Annotated in this window: 15 protein-coding genes; 2 read left to right on the forward strand and 13 right to left on the reverse strand. The window is 49.7% G+C overall.

Annotated elements, in window-relative coordinates; translation table 11 throughout:
- Window positions 1–51: 51 nt before the first annotated feature.
- Together CBX96_RS11000 and CBX96_RS11005 are read right to left on the reverse strand one after the other, a co-directional pair.
- Entirely contained in the window at window positions 52–1,989 is a 1,938-nt protein-coding gene (locus CBX96_RS11000) for a S9 family peptidase (RefSeq protein ID WP_109286720.1), read from the reverse strand.
- Window positions 1,990–2,066: 77 nt separating this feature from the next.
- Window positions 2,067–3,434 carry an MATE family efflux transporter gene (locus CBX96_RS11005; RefSeq protein ID WP_109286721.1) on the reverse strand — a complete coding sequence of 456 codons (1,368 nt, stop codon included), beginning with the start codon at window positions 3,432–3,434 and terminating at the stop codon, window positions 2,067–2,069.
- A 22-nt stretch (window positions 3,435–3,456) separates the two neighbouring features.
- Between CBX96_RS11005 and CBX96_RS11010 the strand changes: the two genes are divergently transcribed.
- Entirely contained in the window at window positions 3,457–4,503 is a 1,047-nt protein-coding gene (locus CBX96_RS11010) for a polysaccharide deacetylase family protein (RefSeq protein WP_109286722.1), read from the forward strand.
- A gap of 14 nt (window positions 4,504–4,517) precedes the next feature.
- Here CBX96_RS11010 and CBX96_RS11015 read toward each other — a convergent pair whose 3' ends face one another.
- The 5 genes from CBX96_RS11015 to CBX96_RS11035 all read right to left on the reverse strand — a co-directional run bounded on the left by CBX96_RS11015 (window position 4,518) and on the right by CBX96_RS11035 (window position 8,704).
- Window positions 4,518–5,147, reverse strand: a complete 630-nt coding sequence (locus CBX96_RS11015; RefSeq protein WP_161629207.1) for an SCO family protein — start codon at window positions 5,145–5,147, stop codon at window positions 4,518–4,520.
- A gap of 54 nt (window positions 5,148–5,201) precedes the next feature.
- Window positions 5,202–6,104: a heme o synthase gene (gene cyoE, locus CBX96_RS11020; RefSeq protein WP_089068794.1), complete on the reverse strand. Its 903-nt coding sequence runs from the start codon at window positions 6,102–6,104 to the stop codon at window positions 5,202–5,204.
- A gap of 17 nt (window positions 6,105–6,121) precedes the next feature.
- Entirely contained in the window at window positions 6,122–7,180 is a 1,059-nt protein-coding gene (locus CBX96_RS11025; RefSeq protein ID WP_109286723.1) for a heme A synthase, read from the reverse strand.
- Window positions 7,180–7,725 (reverse strand): hypothetical protein, encoded by a 546-nt coding sequence (locus CBX96_RS11030; protein WP_023266448.1) that lies wholly within the window; start codon window positions 7,723–7,725, stop codon window positions 7,180–7,182. The genes CBX96_RS11025 and CBX96_RS11030 overlap by 1 nt, the downstream gene beginning before the upstream one ends.
- 67 nt (window positions 7,726–7,792) lie before the next feature.
- Complete coding sequence (locus tag CBX96_RS11035) at window positions 7,793–8,704, reverse strand: SURF1 family protein (protein WP_181382192.1); 912 nt, start codon at window positions 8,702–8,704, stop codon at window positions 7,793–7,795.
- Between CBX96_RS11035 and CBX96_RS11040 the strand changes: the two genes are divergently transcribed.
- On the forward strand, window positions 8,649–8,879 hold the full coding sequence (locus CBX96_RS11040; protein WP_041412864.1) for a DUF2909 family protein: 231 nt from the start codon (window positions 8,649–8,651) through the stop codon (window positions 8,877–8,879). The genes CBX96_RS11035 and CBX96_RS11040 overlap by 56 nt on opposite strands.
- Window positions 8,880–8,907: 28 nt before the next feature.
- On the opposite strand, the gene CBX96_RS11045 is transcribed toward CBX96_RS11040, so the two are convergent.
- The 6 genes from CBX96_RS11045 to lexA form a co-directional block, all read right to left on the reverse strand.
- Entirely contained in the window at window positions 8,908–9,783 is an 876-nt protein-coding gene (locus CBX96_RS11045) for a cytochrome c oxidase subunit 3 (protein ID WP_109286724.1), read from the reverse strand.
- The gene (locus CBX96_RS11050) at window positions 9,780–10,361 is read right to left on the reverse strand and encodes a cytochrome c oxidase assembly protein (RefSeq protein ID WP_011624514.1); all 582 of its coding nucleotides are present in this window, start codon (window positions 10,359–10,361) and stop codon (window positions 9,780–9,782) included. The genes CBX96_RS11045 and CBX96_RS11050 overlap by 4 nt, the downstream gene beginning before the upstream one ends.
- A 1-nt stretch (window position 10,362) precedes the next feature.
- Window positions 10,363–11,955, reverse strand: coding sequence for a cytochrome c oxidase subunit I (gene ctaD, locus CBX96_RS11055; protein WP_109286725.1), 1,593 nt, complete (start codon window positions 11,953–11,955; stop codon window positions 10,363–10,365).
- Between the two features lie 9 nt (window positions 11,956–11,964).
- Entirely contained in the window at window positions 11,965–13,506 is a 1,542-nt protein-coding gene (coxB, locus tag CBX96_RS11060) for a cytochrome c oxidase subunit II (RefSeq protein ID WP_109286726.1), read from the reverse strand.
- Between the two features lie 406 nt (window positions 13,507–13,912).
- Entirely contained in the window at window positions 13,913–14,425 is a 513-nt protein-coding gene (locus tag CBX96_RS11065; RefSeq protein ID WP_109286727.1) for a cell division inhibitor SulA, read from the reverse strand.
- Entirely contained in the window at window positions 14,422–15,042 is a 621-nt protein-coding gene (lexA, locus tag CBX96_RS11070) for a transcriptional repressor LexA (RefSeq protein WP_086902445.1), read from the reverse strand. Before lexA ends, CBX96_RS11065 begins: the two co-directional genes overlap by 4 nt.
- Between the last annotated feature and the right edge of the window lie 127 nt (window positions 15,043–15,169).

Below are 15,169 nucleotides of genomic sequence, written 5' to 3' on the forward strand. Positions count from 1 at the left end.
CTGAATAAAAAAACGCGACCTTGAGTCGCGTTTTTTTATGGCGTTTTGTAGCTACAGCTGGGTTTTCAGATTGTCGGCTAAAAACTTATCAAGTGCTTTGAAGGTAGTTAACCTATGGTCATTGTTACTTAAATAATGGTCGCCATTTTCGAGCTCAATATATTCGACGTTTTTCTTACGTGATTTCAGTTCGTCGAACATTTCGCGACTATGTTGCACCTTAACCACTCGATCCTTATCGCCATGCAGTAGTAATACCGGGATAGTGATCTTATCGGCTTTACTGACGGGTGAGCGTTCATAGAGGGCGCTAAAATCATCACCAATTTGTTCTTTAACAACTTCATAATTGGTGAAACGGCGACTGGATTTTACCAGGTAAGCCACGTCTGTTACGCCTGCCACACTGACCGCGCAGCGGTACAGATCAGGTGTCATCGCCGCGCCCATTAAGGCGGCATAACCACCATAACTCGCGCCGACGATACAGATACGCTGTGGATCGCTAATCCCTTGATTGATTAAGTAACGTGTACCATCTTCCACATCGTTTTGCATTTCGAGTCCCCAGCTTTTGAGGCCGGCCTTCATAAACTCATAGCCGTAGCCCGCCGAGCCCCTAAAGTTCATTCGAAATACCGCGTAACCACGGTTGGCGAAAAACTGCGACCAATAATCGAAGTCGTTACTGTCGAAACTAATCGGTCCGCCGTGGGGGAAGATAATGGTGGGGAGTTGCTTGGCTTCGAGGCCCTTTGGCACTGTCAGGTAAGCATCGATTTTGAGTTTATCCCGCGCTTCGTAGCTCAGATATTGAGTGTCGGCGAGTTGCTCGCTACTTAGCTGGCTATATCTATCGGCAATCGGAAACAGTGCCTTTTCATCCCTATCGCCGAAGTAATAGGTGCCAGGTTGAGTCGAACTGGTGGAGTAGACGATATAGCGGCGTTCATCCGCGCTAAATTGGGTGATGTAGTTATGGGCATTGGGCAATACCGCTTTCAACCCATTTTGCAGACCCGCATACTCAGGATCCCAGAAGGTATATTCTTCGCCGTCGCCTTCACTGACCCCAATGACTTTTTTCTTGAGTTCTGAATAGATGAGATTGCCTTCAACATCGGTATCTTCGTTGGCGTACACCAGTTCCTTCGTGAGCTTAGGATCGGTTAAATTCACCTTGAAGATAGCTTCAAAGCCTTGGTGATAGGCGCGTACGAATAAGATGTTGGGGTCGGCATCGAAGCCCAGTGGCCAGACGCTTTCGTCGGAGAAGGCTTTAAAGGTCCAGAGTAAGCGTGGCTCTGCCTTTTGTTCGGGTTGCTCGTAGATCCTATATTCAGTGTCATCGTTATAGATGGAGATACGGACCTTGTGCTGCCTGTCGGTAATCCAGCCGATGATTTTACGTTTAGAGTTTTGAATAAATGCGGATTTTCCCTGCGAGAGATTGACTCTCAGCACGCTGTCTTCGCCCACTTCTTCGCCCATACCATCGAGGGAGAGCAAGATATTATCGGGGTCATCCGGCATCATATCGATAATCTGTCCCTGATGTTGGGGGATCCAACTGAGTCGGTCGATGACGCTACGGGCGAGTACGCTCGTGGTTTTTCGTGTAGTTAAATCGTACTTCACCAAGCGAGTTTCTGTGGTCGGTGTACCGTAGCGGTTTGCCGGAAACTTAGCACTGATCAGCAAAGTAGTGTCATTTGCCCACTGTAATGACAGCAGGACAAACTTCTGGTTATCGGTGTGAATCGCGTAGTCTTTGTTGCCCGTTTCTAAATCGAGAATACTGACCACAGTGCCCTTAAGTTTGGGCTGGTCGACCCGAACGATAGAGGCAATTTTTTTGCCATCGGGCGACAGTTGGACTGAGCTGACATCGGGAATACTGGCAAAAGCCTCGACCGGAAGCTGTGGTACCGTTTGAGCAAGCAGTGGCAGACTTAGCCACAGGAGTAACAAAGGTAAAATCCTTTTCATAGCGCATCACAATTTTATTACAATAATGCCGCGTATCTTAATGGGATAACCTTAAGTAAGCTACTGTCTTTACAGAACTAATTAAGAATAAATGCCTTGCTAAAGCGATAATGTGCCGCTAGGGTGAGGCTGCGCGTTAGCATAAAGGCCGTCATGGCCGCCCACAGTGCATGGTTAGCTTGTTCGGAAGGCAACAGCGATTGCAGCAAATACCATGTCGGGAAGAAGGCGCCAAATGTGGCGATAATCATGCTATTACGCATGACTTTGCCCTTAGCGGCGCCAATATAAACCCCATCAAACAGATAGGAACTAAAAGACCAAAGCGGCAGTAATATCAGCCAAGGCAGATAAATTTGCGCTGTGGTTCTCACCTCATCAATATTGGTTAGCAGCCCGATGATATGGTCTCCCAAAAGATAAAATATCAGGCTAAAACCTAGGGCTGTGATGGCTGACCAACACCAGGCGAGGAGCACAGCTTCGCACAGTGGTTGTGTGCGTTGTTGCCCGTAGGCTTTGCCCACTTCCGCCTCGGCATAATAGGCAATGCCATCGAGGGCGTAGGCGATTAATAACAGTAAATTCAACAAGACGGCATTGGCTGCGACCGTATTATCCCCAAGGCCTGCACCGTGAAAGGTCATAAAGGCGAAGGCGGCTTGCAGGCATAGGCTGCGGATAAAAATATCGGTATTGAGCCTAAGCAGCTGGCCGTAACCCGACAAGTTCAGGTGAACTCTGATATCGGCAAATTGGAATCGAGGTATTAACTTAAGCTGTTGTAATACCATGTAGAGCGCAACGCTAAAGGCGGTGATATCCGCACATACTGAGGCAAGTGCCGCCCCTTTGACTCCCCAGCCTAAACCTAAGACGAACAACACATCGAGGATAATATTGGCTACGTTGGCGAAGATGAGCTGACACATGGCCGCCTTGGGCTGTTGTCTGCCAAGGAGCCAGCCGAGCATCACTAAATTGAGCAGTGCGAATGGCGTCGACCAGACTCGGACTTGAAAATATTCTCGGCAATAACGCTCCACTTCCACACTCGCCTCGGAGAGGCCGAGCGCTAAATTCAGTATCGGGATCTGTAATAGGATCACCGCGATACCCAGCCCAGTCGCCAGTATGGCGCCTTGGACCAGCAACTTTAATTGGCGCGCGGTATCGTTTGCGCCATAGGCCTGTGCGACCAATCCGGTTGTCGCCATCCGTAAAAAGCCTAATAACCAAATGATTAATGTGATAATCGTTGACCCGAGTGCGACGCCCCCTAAATAATAGGCGTCACTTAAATGCCCGATGACGGCCGTATCGACCAATCCCAACAGCGGAACCGTGATATTGGAAAGGATCATCGGCAGGGCAAGCGCGAGCAGCTGGCGATTCTTGGTGCCATTCAACAGGAGCGCGAGTGCGGTGGATTTTGCGGTAGTCATTGATTTCAGAGGTATTCACATTATGGTTAAACGTGCGTTATTGGCACTCTTAGGGCTGATGACTTTCTCGGCCCATGCTGTGGTCATTTTACAGTATCACCATGTGTCAGAAACCACGCCGGCGGCGACGAGCGTCACGCCTGCACAATTTCGTGAGCAAATGCAGTTTCTGGCGGACGATGGTTTTAAAGTTATTCCCTTATCCCAAGTGGTTGAGGCGATCAAAAACAAGCAAGATTTACCCGCAAGAACGGTGGCGATCACCTTCGATGATGGTTATCGCAGCATTGCGACCACAGCGCACCCTATCCTAAAGGAATTTGGTTTTCCCTACACCCTATTTGTGGCGATTGAGCCGATTAAACAAAAGTTTACCGAGATGATGACCTGGGATGAGCTGATTAAGCTTTCCAAGGAAGGGGCCGACATTGCTAACCACAGTTGGGCCCATGAGCATCTGATCCGCAGGCTAGACAATGAATCCCCAAGCCAATGGCTGGCACGAATTAAAGCCAATATTCAGGACACCGAAAACGCGATTCGTGAGGCGACGGGGCAGAACTTTAAAATGCTGGCCTATCCCTATGGCGAATACAATCAGGCGATTCAAGATATGTTGACCGAAAATGGCTTCGTTGCCTTTGGCCAGCAGTCTGGTGCGGCGGGGCCTTACTCACCACTCACGGCGCTGCCGCGCTTTCCTGTGGCGGGGCAATATGCGGATCTAAAGAGCCTAAAAGCCAAGTTATACAGCCTTAATATGCCAGTGCTTGAGCAAACGCCTAGCGATCCTGAGCTGAAGGGCGGGCATTGGCGCCCCGAGCTTAAGGTTAAGCTGGATATGAGCGATATTTCGGCCAAGCAAGTCATGTGTTATATCCAAGGGCAAGGCGCTAAAACACCCACTTGGAGCAGTGATAATGAATTTAGTATTCAAGCTGATTTAGCCCTGCCAGCGGGTCGCTCGCGCTACAATTGCACGGCGCCAAGCAAGACGCGCAACGGCTATTACTGGTTTTCGCAGGCATGGGTGAGACCCAAAGACGACGGCACTTGGGTTAAAGAGTAACACGTCAGCGGCGGCTATTTAGGTTTGTAGCTTTTAACGATTTTATCGAAGTCGCTAATCAAGGCCTGGTTGAGTACTTGAGGGGCTTTACCTAAGGCTGCCGTGGGTTTAAACACCGCGACCCGCGTGCCTTGGGGAGAAACCAGTACATAGCCAGCACTATGATCGACTTGATAATTATCCCCTTCGCCGACCATGGCATAGGTGAGCCCTAGGCTGCGGGTGAGGGGGAATATTTGGGTTTGCTCACCCGTCACCGCTTTAAACTCAGGATTAAAGAAATTCACGTAGGTGAGGAGTTTCTCTGGGGTGTCCCGCTTCGGATCTACGGATAAAAACACGATTTGAATGGGGGCAATTTTTTTCAGCTCAGGATAGGCGGCGGCGAGCTTGTTTAAGGTGGTCGGACAGACATCGGGACAATAGGTAAAGCCGATAAAGAATAGGCTCCATTGATCCTTCAAATTGGCATTAGTAAAGGGTTTCTGCTGTTGATCGACAAGCTCAAAGGGCGCTAGTTCGAACGCCTCGGGAAACAAAAAACCACTCTCTAACTCAACGGGCTTAGGTGGATTGAACTTCACTGCAAATAGTCCACCCAATCCTATTAACAGAATCGCTATCACTAAGATCTTGTTGGAGATTCTTGCTTGCATATTTTGTCCTTTAACCATGCTCGCCCTATTGCTCGTTGCACATTAAGCCCAAAGATAGTGGTCGAGCAGTAATGCCATGAATAACAACATTAAATGATAAATCGAAAAACGAAACACCTGCATCGCCAGCCCTTCGCAATCCTGATACTTTAACTGCCACGCTTTATAAATAAATCCTGTGCTGAGCAAACTTGAGCACACAAAGTAGAGCGGTCCACTCATTCCGACTAACACGGGCAATAGACAAGCTATCGCCAGCAAAATCGTATAGAGCAAGATACAGGTCTTAGTAAATTCTACCCCATGGGTCACGGGCAGCATGGGAATATCCACTTTGGCATATTCTGCGCGTCTGTGAATTGCCAGTGCCCAAAAATGCGGCGGCGTCCACAGGAATATGATGATGACGAGCAATAGCGCATGACCATGGAATTGATTCGTCACCGCCGTCCAGCCCAAGAGTGGCGGCATCGCGCCCGCTAAACCGCCAATGACAATGTTTTGTGGTGTGGCCCGTTTTAAATAGGCGGTATAAATCAAGGCGTAACCAATCAAGCTGGCAAAGGTCAGCCAAGCGGTGAGCGGATTAGTAAAAACATAGAGGATCACAAAACCTAGGCTGCCTAAGAGTGCCGCGAACAACAACGCCCTCGTCGCCGAGACTCGGCCCTTGGGCAGCGGACGGTTATAAGTGCGTGCCATCATGCCGTCGATTCGCCTATCAATCAGATGGTTTAAAGCGGCGGCCGATCCCGCCATCATGGCGATGCCGAGCAAACCTGCCACTAAGGGTTTGACTGGCAGTATGGTAGGCATGGCTAAACACATGCCGACTAAGACGGTGAGCAGCATTAAAGCCACAACCTTAGGTTTGGTCATCTCGAAATAGGCACGCCAAGCCAAATGGACACTGGGGTGACTGCTGATAGAGAGTGGTTTTGCCATGATAAATCCCCCGATGATTAAGGTGCCCTGCGCCAAAGGAAATAGTTAATCGCGACTAAGGTGAGTAGTAACAGCGCCGCGCCGCCATTGTGGGAAACGGCAATCCCCAGTGGTAAATGCATCACCACGTTTGAAATCCCTAAACTGACCTGAAGTATCACTAAGGCGACCAGCAATAGGCTAAGGGCCTTGAGCTGGGTGCTGAAAAATAACCGATAGGCGAGCAGCAACAATAGACTGGCGGTAATAATGGCGCCAACGCGGTGGGCGATATGAATGGTCATGCGGGCATGGTAATCCAATACGCCAAATTCAAAGCTTGGGTGTTGCCCTTGGAAAGGGGAAAACGCATCGGCAATGGCGAGATTATCCATCCAATTACCTTCACAAATCGGCAAAGCCGTGCAAGCGAGTGCGGCATAGTTGGAGGAGGTCCAGGCGCCGAGCATGATCTGACCTATCAGCACCAGCAGACTCAACAGCGCCAGTTTCGGCAGGTGTTTACTCTGGCCGAGAAATTTAAGGCTCGAGCCTATCCGCGAACCATGGGCGCCATTAAATCCTGCGCCCGCACCACGCTGACTGTGAATATCAGCGGTTTCGAAAATTCGCCTCGGACGTGTTCGCAGATACAGTAAGAGCAGGAGCGAGAGCAAGCTAAAGCCGCCAATTAAATGGGACATCACGACAATCGGCATTAATTTCATCGTCACAGTCCACATCCCCAACGCCGCCTGAAAGATGATGAGTAGCACTATGGCAAAGGGTAGTTTCTTGGGGGCTTGGGATGTTTTTAAGCAAAGGATCAAAATCAGTAACACTAGTATGCCCAAGGCACCCGCGATATACCTGTGGATCATCTCGAGCCAAGCTTTTTCGGGATGGATATCGTGGTCAGGAAATAGGGTTTGGGCATGGGAGATCTCATGGTCGTGGGTGGGCACTTTGATATGGCCGTAGCAACCGGGCCAATCTGGGCAGCCAAGCCCTGCGTCCGAGAGCCGAGTGTAAGCCCCCATTAAAATCACTAACAGGGTAAAGACTATGGTGACGCGTAGGAGCCAAGTCAGTTGCATTAGTCTACCCTCGATAGTTTCAATAACTTACGCAGATCCGCGACCAAGGCCTTACCCTGAGCTAAATGTGCCGCCTTGCCTTGCACTTGGGGGTAACGCAGCACGAGTGCGCCGAGTGGATCGACAATAATCAACTGCTGTTGGTCAAGCCATTGAATAAGACTTTGGCTGGCGGGCTGAGTGTTGAAGTTAAAGCTGCTTAATGCGCTTAAGTCACTGTCTGGATTCACAAGAATAAGCGGTTCGACACGAGCCTGATCTGGCCCTAAGGCGGTATGGCTCTGACGCAGGATATACAAGCGCTCGCGGCAAGCTTCATCGCACTTTGCGGGCAATAAATACAACAGTTGCCATTCCTTAGGCTGAGGATTGTTAAGGCCAAGACTGGTATAACTGGTTTCTGGGCTGATGAGCTCACCGTGGTTGGTGGAGCCGCCTTGATACCAATGCATGCTCAGCACTAACTTAGCGATGACCACAGGCGCGATAAAGGCCAGTAGCAATAACCCCAATGCGCGGTATTTGGCTGTTTGTTGGGAGTCCATATTTGCTCCTCTTATTGTCCCTAATGCTTTGTTTTATTGTTTTTTATTAAAATCTTGCTGGTATCTGTTACTCGGTCTTAGTCGCTTCCTTATCGGCTTGATGCCGTTGTCGTGATTTTTTGAGATATTTCATTGCTTGCCAACCCATCAGCCCCGCAAACACAGTTGCCATGGCAAACCATTGCAATGCATAACCCCAATGTTTTTCGGCCGAGAGCGGGAAAGGCTGCCAAGGGTGAGGCAAGGCCTGCGCGGGTTGTAATTGAGGCAAGGCATCGGGTTGTAACACCGCGGGCAGGATAGGGTGCCCTAACATTTGTGCCATCTCGGGCAGATTGAGATTTTGAAACCGAATCCGTTCACCTTGCTCCGTGGTGAAGGGTTCTGCTAATAAATGATGGCTCAAGGGATTAATCTGTTTTTGATAGAGGCGGCCTGTAAGAGCCAGTTCACCGACTATGGGGCTGACTTCGGGCAAGGCATCTCGGTGGGATTTAGCGGCAATAAAGCCGAGTTCGAGTAACAGCCAAGGTTGTTCGCGATGATTTGTCTGATTTTCTGACGTTATTTGCAGTAATTGAAAGGCGAGATAGCCCACTTGCCCTTGATAGACCTGATTGTCGAGTAACCAGATTTGTGGATTAACGGGGCTGGCTTGAACCTCAAGGCGATAGCCTGTAACGCCGCCTTTAGCCAATTCAGCTATGAGCTGTTCGGGATTGAGTGCGGCAGCGGATTGTCTGGCCTCCATTTGTGCGAGTAGTTCGGTTTTTTCCGCGGCCCTATCCATTTGCCACAAACCCAGCTTGACCAAAATCACGAATACCACCACAGTCAATATCAGCAGTAACAACATTGCCCTATGCAACCAAATATATCTTGGCAATCCAATTAATTTGGTCAGCAAAACATAAGGATAGCGTATGAACATCCCGTTCATTTTTAAGTGTGTTTTAGTACTGCTGTTACTGTTTATCATTTTTAACCTAGGCAGAGCCTTAATCATTATGGTTAAAGGTGACGATCAAACCGCTGATCACCCTGTGCCTATGAGCCGCTATTTGGGCCGTAGGGTGATGTTTTCTGTACTGGTTATCCTGCTCTTGCTGGTGGCTTTGGGGACTGGACTGCTTGGTCTCAATCCCACGCCTTAAGCTTTCAACTTATTGTTTCAATGAATATTTAGAGCACATAAACAAAGATAAACAGGCAGAGCCAAACTACGTCGACAAAGTGCCAGTACCAACTGCCTGCTTGGAAGGCAAAATGCTTATCCGCACTAAAATGGCCTTTTAACACTCTGAAAAACAAGACTAATAGAAAGATAGTGCCCAAGGTGACATGCATGCCGTGGAAACCCGTCAGCAGAAAAAAGGTGTTGCCATAGATGCCCGAGGCGAGAGTTAGCCCCATCTCATGGTAGGCATGGCTATATTCCTCCGCCTGCAAAGCAAGGAAGCTAATTCCCAGTAAAATCGTGAGCCCTAGCCAGAGGGTGATGGCCGAACGCTTACCTTTTTCTAAGCTGATATGGGCAAAATGCAGCGTGACTGAGGAGGTTAGCAGCACTATGGTGTTGATTAGCGGTAACCCATTCCATGGCATGGCTTCGGTTTTGGTGCCATCTGGTGTGGTGACGAGTGGCCAAACAGCCTCGAAGTGTGGCCACAGGACTTCGTGGGTCATGGCATTGTTGGACGCGCCGCCGAGCCAAGGCACAGCGACCATACGGGCGTAAAATAAGGCACCGAAGAAGGCGGCAAAGAACATCACCTCGGAGAAGATAAACCAGCTCATGCCTTGGCGAAACGATCTATCCATCTGATGGGAATAGAGGCCCGTCATCGATTCTTTGATCACGGTTCTAAACCAGCCAACCAGCATAAACAGGATGACGGCTATGCCTGCCAGTAGAATATAGCCGCCACCCGAAGCGCCAGATTTGAGTTGATGTACAAAATGTCCTGCCCCAAAGGCAATTAAAAACAAGCCGATAGCACCAACAATCGGCCAAGCACTCTGGGCGGGGACGTAGTAAGTCTCATGTTTAGTGGTCATTTTGCAGCTCCTTGCTCTATGGCAGACGCTAACTGCTTGTCGGTAATGTCGTAGAGGGTGTAAGAGAGGGTTAAGGTGTGGATAGACTCGGGTAATTGAGGATCCACGAAGAAGATCAACGGCAGCTCGGCGCGACTCGCGGCGGCTAAGTGTTGTTGGTTAAAACAAAAACATTCGGTTTTATTGAAATAAGCCGCACCTTGTCCGGGCGAAATAGAAGGAATCGCCTGGCCAACGATCGCTCTGTTAGAGACATTTTGCGCCAGGAATGCCGTGTGAATGAGTTCTCCCGGATGCACTTCGAGCCGTTTCGTTTGTGGCTCAAATTTCCACGGCATGCCGGTCTGCACCTGCGAGATAAACTCCACCGTTACCACGCGGTTCTTGTCCACAGTGATCGCTTGATAACTGCTGGCAGTATTGGAGGTTTTGCCATTAATCCCCAGTTTTTCGCACAACACATCGTAGAGCGGCACTAAGGCGAACCCAAAGCCAAACATCCCAAGGCAGCCCAGCACCAGCAGGCTGATGAGCTTACGGTTGGACTTGATGTTGGGCTGATGGGGTTGGCCTTGCATGTTATTTCACCTCGGGTGGCGTGGTGAAAGAGTGGTAGGGCGCAGGGCTGGGGAGGGTCCATTCTAAGCCTTCGCTGCCTTCCCAAGGTTTGGCGGGCGCCTTTTCACCGCCCCGAATGCACTTAATCACCAGCACGAGGAAAATCAGCTGAGATAGCCCAAAGGCAAAACCCCCAATCGACACGATTTGGTTTACATCGGCAAATTGAATCGAGTAATCGGGAATACGCCTTGGCATACCCGCAAGACCTAAGAAATGCATCGGGAAAAACAACACGTTGACCGAAATCACCGAGCACCAAAAATGCCACTGGCCGAGCTTTTCGCTGTACATATGGCCGGTCCATTTTGGCAACCAGTAATAGGCCGCCGCCATGATGGAGAAAATCGCACCAGTGACTAACACATAGTGAAAGTGGGCCACCACAAAGTAAGTATCGTGGTATTGGAAGTCGGCTGGCGTGATGGCGAGCATCAGGCCAGAGAAGCCGCCAATAGTGAACAGGATAATAAAGGCCACCGCGAACAACATCGGGGTTTCAAAACTCAATGAGCCGCGCCACATGGTCGCTACCCAGTTAAACACTTTCACCCCAGTCGGCACGGCAATCAGCATAGTGCAGTACATAAAAAACAACTCAGCAAACACAGGCATGCCGGTGGTGAACATATGGTGCGCCCACACGAGGAAGGACAGAATCGCAATACTTGCCGTGGCATACACCATGGATGAATAGCCGAATAATGGTTTACGGCTGAAAGCTGGAACTATGGCGGAGATAATGCCGAAGGAAGGCAGAATCATGATGTAGACTTCGGGGTGACCGAAGAACCAGAAGATATGCTGGAACATCACAGGATCACCACCACCTGCCGCCTCGAAGAAGCTAGTACCGAAAAACTTATCGGTTAACACCATAGTAACGGCGCCCGCGAGTACGGGCATTACGGCGATCAGCAAGAAGGCGGTAATCAGCCAAGTCCAGACAAACAACGGTAACTTCATCCACGTCATGCCGGGAGCGCGCAGGTTGACTATGGTGACGATCACGTTGATGGCCCCCATGATCGAACTTATCCCCATGATATGAATAGAGAATACAAATAATGCTGTGCTGTCAGGGCTATAAGTGGTCGAGAGTGGTGCGTAGAAGGTCCAACCGAAGTTAGGGCCGCCGCCTTCCATAAACAGTGAGCTCAGTAAAATAGTAAAGGCGAAGGGGAGGATCCAAAAACTCCAGTTGTTCATCCGAGGAAGTGCCATATCTGGCGCACCAATCATCATAGGGATCAGCCAGTTAGCCAGCCCTGTGAAGGCCGGCATCACGGCGCCGAATACCATGATTATCCCATGAACTGTGGTCATCTGGTTGAAGAAGTTAGGTTCAACGAGTTGTAATCCGGGCTGAAAGAGTTCGGCGCGGATCACCATGGCCATCGCACCACCGGTTAAAAACATAATGAAACTAAACCACAGGTACAGGGTGCCAATGTCCTTGTGGTTGGTGGTGAGTAACCAGCGCATGATGCCTTTAGGTGCACCGTGATGGTGTTCATCATGGGCGGCAATTTGGTCTTGAGTCAGTGTGCTCATCTTAATCCCCTACTGTCCATGGCGAGCAATATCAGCGGGTTGCACTGTATCGCCAGTATTATTGCCCCACGCATTGCGCTCATAGGTAATGATGGCGGCAAGCTGTTGTGGCGTGAGTTGTGTGCCAAATGCCTGCATCGCCGTGCCCGGTTTACCGTGCATCACAATGTCGATGTGATTGGCGACCGGACCCGTTGCGATAGCGCTGCCAGCAAGGGCGGGGAAGGCGGGAGGCATACCGGCACCCGTTAGCTGGTGGCAGGCGGCGCAAATCGTGGCATAGGTCTTTTCCCCTTCGGCCATCAGTTCATCATGGCTAAGCGTGGGAAGACTCGCGGGGTCGACACTGGCGGCGGGTTCTGTCGCAGGCTTTGGCGCATCGGTGGTTGCTGGGGGCGGAGTCGTTGCTACTGGTTCGCTATTGGTGCCACCTGATTTATGGGCATCAACGTCTTTGGCTTGCACCGCATCCCCCGTGTTATTGCCCCACGCATTACGCTCATAGGTAATCACGGCGGCAATCTCTTGGGTCGTTAATTGTTTGCCAAAGGCTTGCATGGCCGTACCCGCTTTACCATTGAGCACGATTTCAAGATGGCCGCTCAGTGGTCCGGTCGCAATCGGGCTGCCTTTGAGGTGCGGGAATACTCCTTGTAGACCTTCACCGTTGGGTTGGTGACAGGCCGCGCAGTGACCGAGGTAAACTTGCTCACCCTGAGCCATCAGCTCTTCTTTAGTCAGTGTTTGCGATAACGCGGCTTGTGCGGCTTGCGCAGCGGCATTGGCGGCTTGTTTTTGTTCTTCAACCCATGCATCGAACTCGGCTTCGGGTAATGCCTGCACCACTATCGGCATAAAACCATGGTCTTTACCGCAAAGCTCGGCACATTGGCCACGGTAAATACCGGGTTTATCGATACGGGTCCACGCCTCGTTGATAAAACCTGGGTTAGCGTCTTTTTTTACCGCAAAGGCGGGCATCCACCATGAGTGGATGACATCCTCTGAGGTCATCAAGAAGCGGATTTTACGATTGATGGGTAATACTAGGGGTTTATCGACCTCGAGTAAGTAGTGCTCTCCCTTGGCTTCATTACCTTCGATTTGAGGTCTTGGAGTGGCGAGAATGCTGTAAAAATCAATATCTTGATCGAAGTAGCTATAATGCCATTTCCATTGAGAACCTGTGACTTTTACCGTGAGATCGGCATTGCTGGGATCTTCCATGGCAATCAGAGTTTTCGTGGCGGGAATCGCCATTAAGATCAGAATGACAAAAGGAATAATCGTCCACGCGATTTCGACTTTTGTGCTCTCATGGAAGTGAGACGCGACCGCGCCCTTGGATTTTCTGTGGTTGATCATGGCATAAATCATCACGCCAAAAACCACTAGGCCTATCGCGCAGCAGATATACAGAATCGTCATGTGTAAGTGATAAACCTTGCCACTGATTTCTGTTACGCCGGGGGTCATGTTGAACCGCATGTCCGCTGCGGCCAACGGTGGGGCGAATAGCACCACGAGTAAACAATACAACCATTGCTTCACAAGACTTCTCCTCTGCCAATTGCGAATAGCAACTACAAAGAAGAGCAACACAGTAAGTCTCAACTCTATGCAAACTCTTCAGTTCCCAAAAAAGCTTCTCTGACTTCAACGTGCGTTGGCGGCTTACTTTTGATTAAGTATTGTTACTGCTGGTATTAGCCACACTGGCACATACTGCTGAATAAACCCATTATTCTCGATTTTTGTGGGCAAGAGATATTCGATAAATCGTCGATATTTTTTGCCTAAACGGGCGATATATTATGCTCGCCTGAATCAAACATACTTGCTGTTTAAAAATTGATCAAGATCACTTCTTTTTCTAATTGTCTGAAAAATTGCCAAAAAAAAGCCCCACATTCACAGGTGAGGCGGCTTTCAAGGCTAAATACGCAGTGCAAAAATTTTAATGAACAGAGCTAAAAAAACTACCTTGGGCAAAGTGAGCTGGTTGCTTGAGTGTCGCGTCCGTAGGTGAGTGATTTACGAAACCTTCGAGCACGATTCCCATGGCGCGGGCGCTCTTGGCCACAATTTGCAAACGACGATTGTCACGGGCATCGAGTGAGTGGATCCAAGTAATTACTGCGCTGGAAGTGCCACTAGTTAAGGCTTTTTCCATGGCCCACAGGGTTTCCACTTCATCTTTCGCATGGACTAAGAGTACGCGATCCATACGCACGCCAGCGCTGGCCAGTAACTGCTTGTAGCCAATACTGGGTGGATTGATGAGCACGACCCAGCGGCCTTGTTGGCTCAGTTGTGCCAACTGTTTACTAAGTTGCATTAGCTCTTGGCGCCCTTGGCTCTCGGTAGGCATAGTGATGATAGGCGTATGCTGCCAGTCAGTATCGGTTTCGCGTACCGCATCGAGCCATAAACCGGGGTGACGCGGGGCATTACCTAGTAGTTTGTTCATAGCCAATCTCCATTGCGGATCACCCCTACGGCGAGCCCTTCAATTGTTAGACTTTGGAAACTTAAATCGACTTTAATCGGGGAGTAATCTTCATTTTCAGCATGTAGATAAACGAGATTCCCTTTCTTTTCAAAGCGTTTAACTGTTACATCATCGTCAACGCGAGCAACAACTACTTGGCCATTGCGCGCTTGCTGTATCTTATGAACGGCGAGCAGATCTCCCTCGAGGATACCGATGTTCTTCATACTGTCGCCTCTGACGCGCAGCAAGAAATCGGCGGCTGGGTGGAACATGCTGGGGTCGACTTGGTAATACTGTTCGACATGCTCTTGGGCGAGGATAGGTTCGCCCGCAGCCACTTGACCAATCAGTGGTAAGCCAGATTCGCTGTTATCTTCTTCCTCAACTGGGAGGCGGATCCCGCGGGAAGTGCCAGGCATGATCTCGATGCAGCCTTTTTTTGCCAATGCCTTAAGGTGTTCCTCGGCGGCATTTGCACTTTTAAAACCCAAACGGGTGGCGATTTCGGCCCGGGTGGGTGGCATGCCAGTCTCGGCAATATTACGTTTAATCAGCTCTAAAATTTCGGCTTGGCGTGGCGTCAACGGTCTCATGTTCTTTCCTGTTTTTCTATACAGTTACTGTTAGTATATACAGTATTATTCGTAGTGCAAGTATTAACCACTTTTTAACGCGATTGGAGAGTATTAGCGAATATTCCCTAGAATCTGGTATTCTATG

Source organism: Shewanella sp. BC20 (genome assembly GCF_003129585.1).
In the GTDB taxonomy this organism is placed as follows: domain Bacteria; phylum Pseudomonadota; class Gammaproteobacteria; order Enterobacterales; family Shewanellaceae; genus Shewanella; species Shewanella seohaensis.

What these genes read in the sequence shown, in the direction of transcription:
- CBX96_RS11035 (WP_181382192.1), bottom strand. Translation starts at nt 8,704, where the DNA reads ATGATAAACAGTAACAGCAGTACTAAAACACACTTAAAAATGAACGGG.
- CBX96_RS11025 (WP_109286723.1), bottom strand. Translation starts at nt 7,180, where the DNA reads ATGCAACTGACTTGGCTCCTACGCGTCACCATAGTCTTTACCCTGTTA.
- CBX96_RS11000 (WP_109286720.1), bottom strand. Translation starts at nt 1,989, where the DNA reads ATGAAAAGGATTTTACCTTTGTTACTCCTGTGGCTAAGTCTGCCACTG.
- CBX96_RS11030 (WP_023266448.1), bottom strand. Translation starts at nt 7,725, where the DNA reads ATGGACTCCCAACAAACAGCCAAATACCGCGCATTGGGGTTATTGCTA.
- CBX96_RS11040 (WP_041412864.1), top strand. Translation starts at nt 8,649, where the DNA reads ATGAACATCCCGTTCATTTTTAAGTGTGTTTTAGTACTGCTGTTACTG.
- ctaD (WP_109286725.1), bottom strand. Translation starts at nt 11,955, where the DNA reads ATGAGCACACTGACTCAAGACCAAATTGCCGCCCATGATGAACACCAT.
- CBX96_RS11010 (WP_109286722.1), top strand. Translation starts at nt 3,457, where the DNA reads ATGGTTAAACGTGCGTTATTGGCACTCTTAGGGCTGATGACTTTCTCG.
- lexA (WP_086902445.1), bottom strand. Translation starts at nt 15,042, where the DNA reads ATGAGACCGTTGACGCCACGCCAAGCCGAAATTTTAGAGCTGATTAAA.
- CBX96_RS11065 (WP_109286727.1), bottom strand. Translation starts at nt 14,425, where the DNA reads ATGAACAAACTACTAGGTAATGCCCCGCGTCACCCCGGTTTATGGCTC.
- CBX96_RS11045 (WP_109286724.1), bottom strand. Translation starts at nt 9,783, where the DNA reads ATGACCACTAAACATGAGACTTACTACGTCCCCGCCCAGAGTGCTTGG.
- CBX96_RS11005 (WP_109286721.1), bottom strand. Translation starts at nt 3,434, where the DNA reads ATGACTACCGCAAAATCCACCGCACTCGCGCTCCTGTTGAATGGCACC.
- CBX96_RS11050 (WP_011624514.1), bottom strand. Translation starts at nt 10,361, where the DNA reads ATGCAAGGCCAACCCCATCAGCCCAACATCAAGTCCAACCGTAAGCTC.
- cyoE (WP_089068794.1), bottom strand. Translation starts at nt 6,104, where the DNA reads ATGGCAAAACCACTCTCTATCAGCAGTCACCCCAGTGTCCATTTGGCT.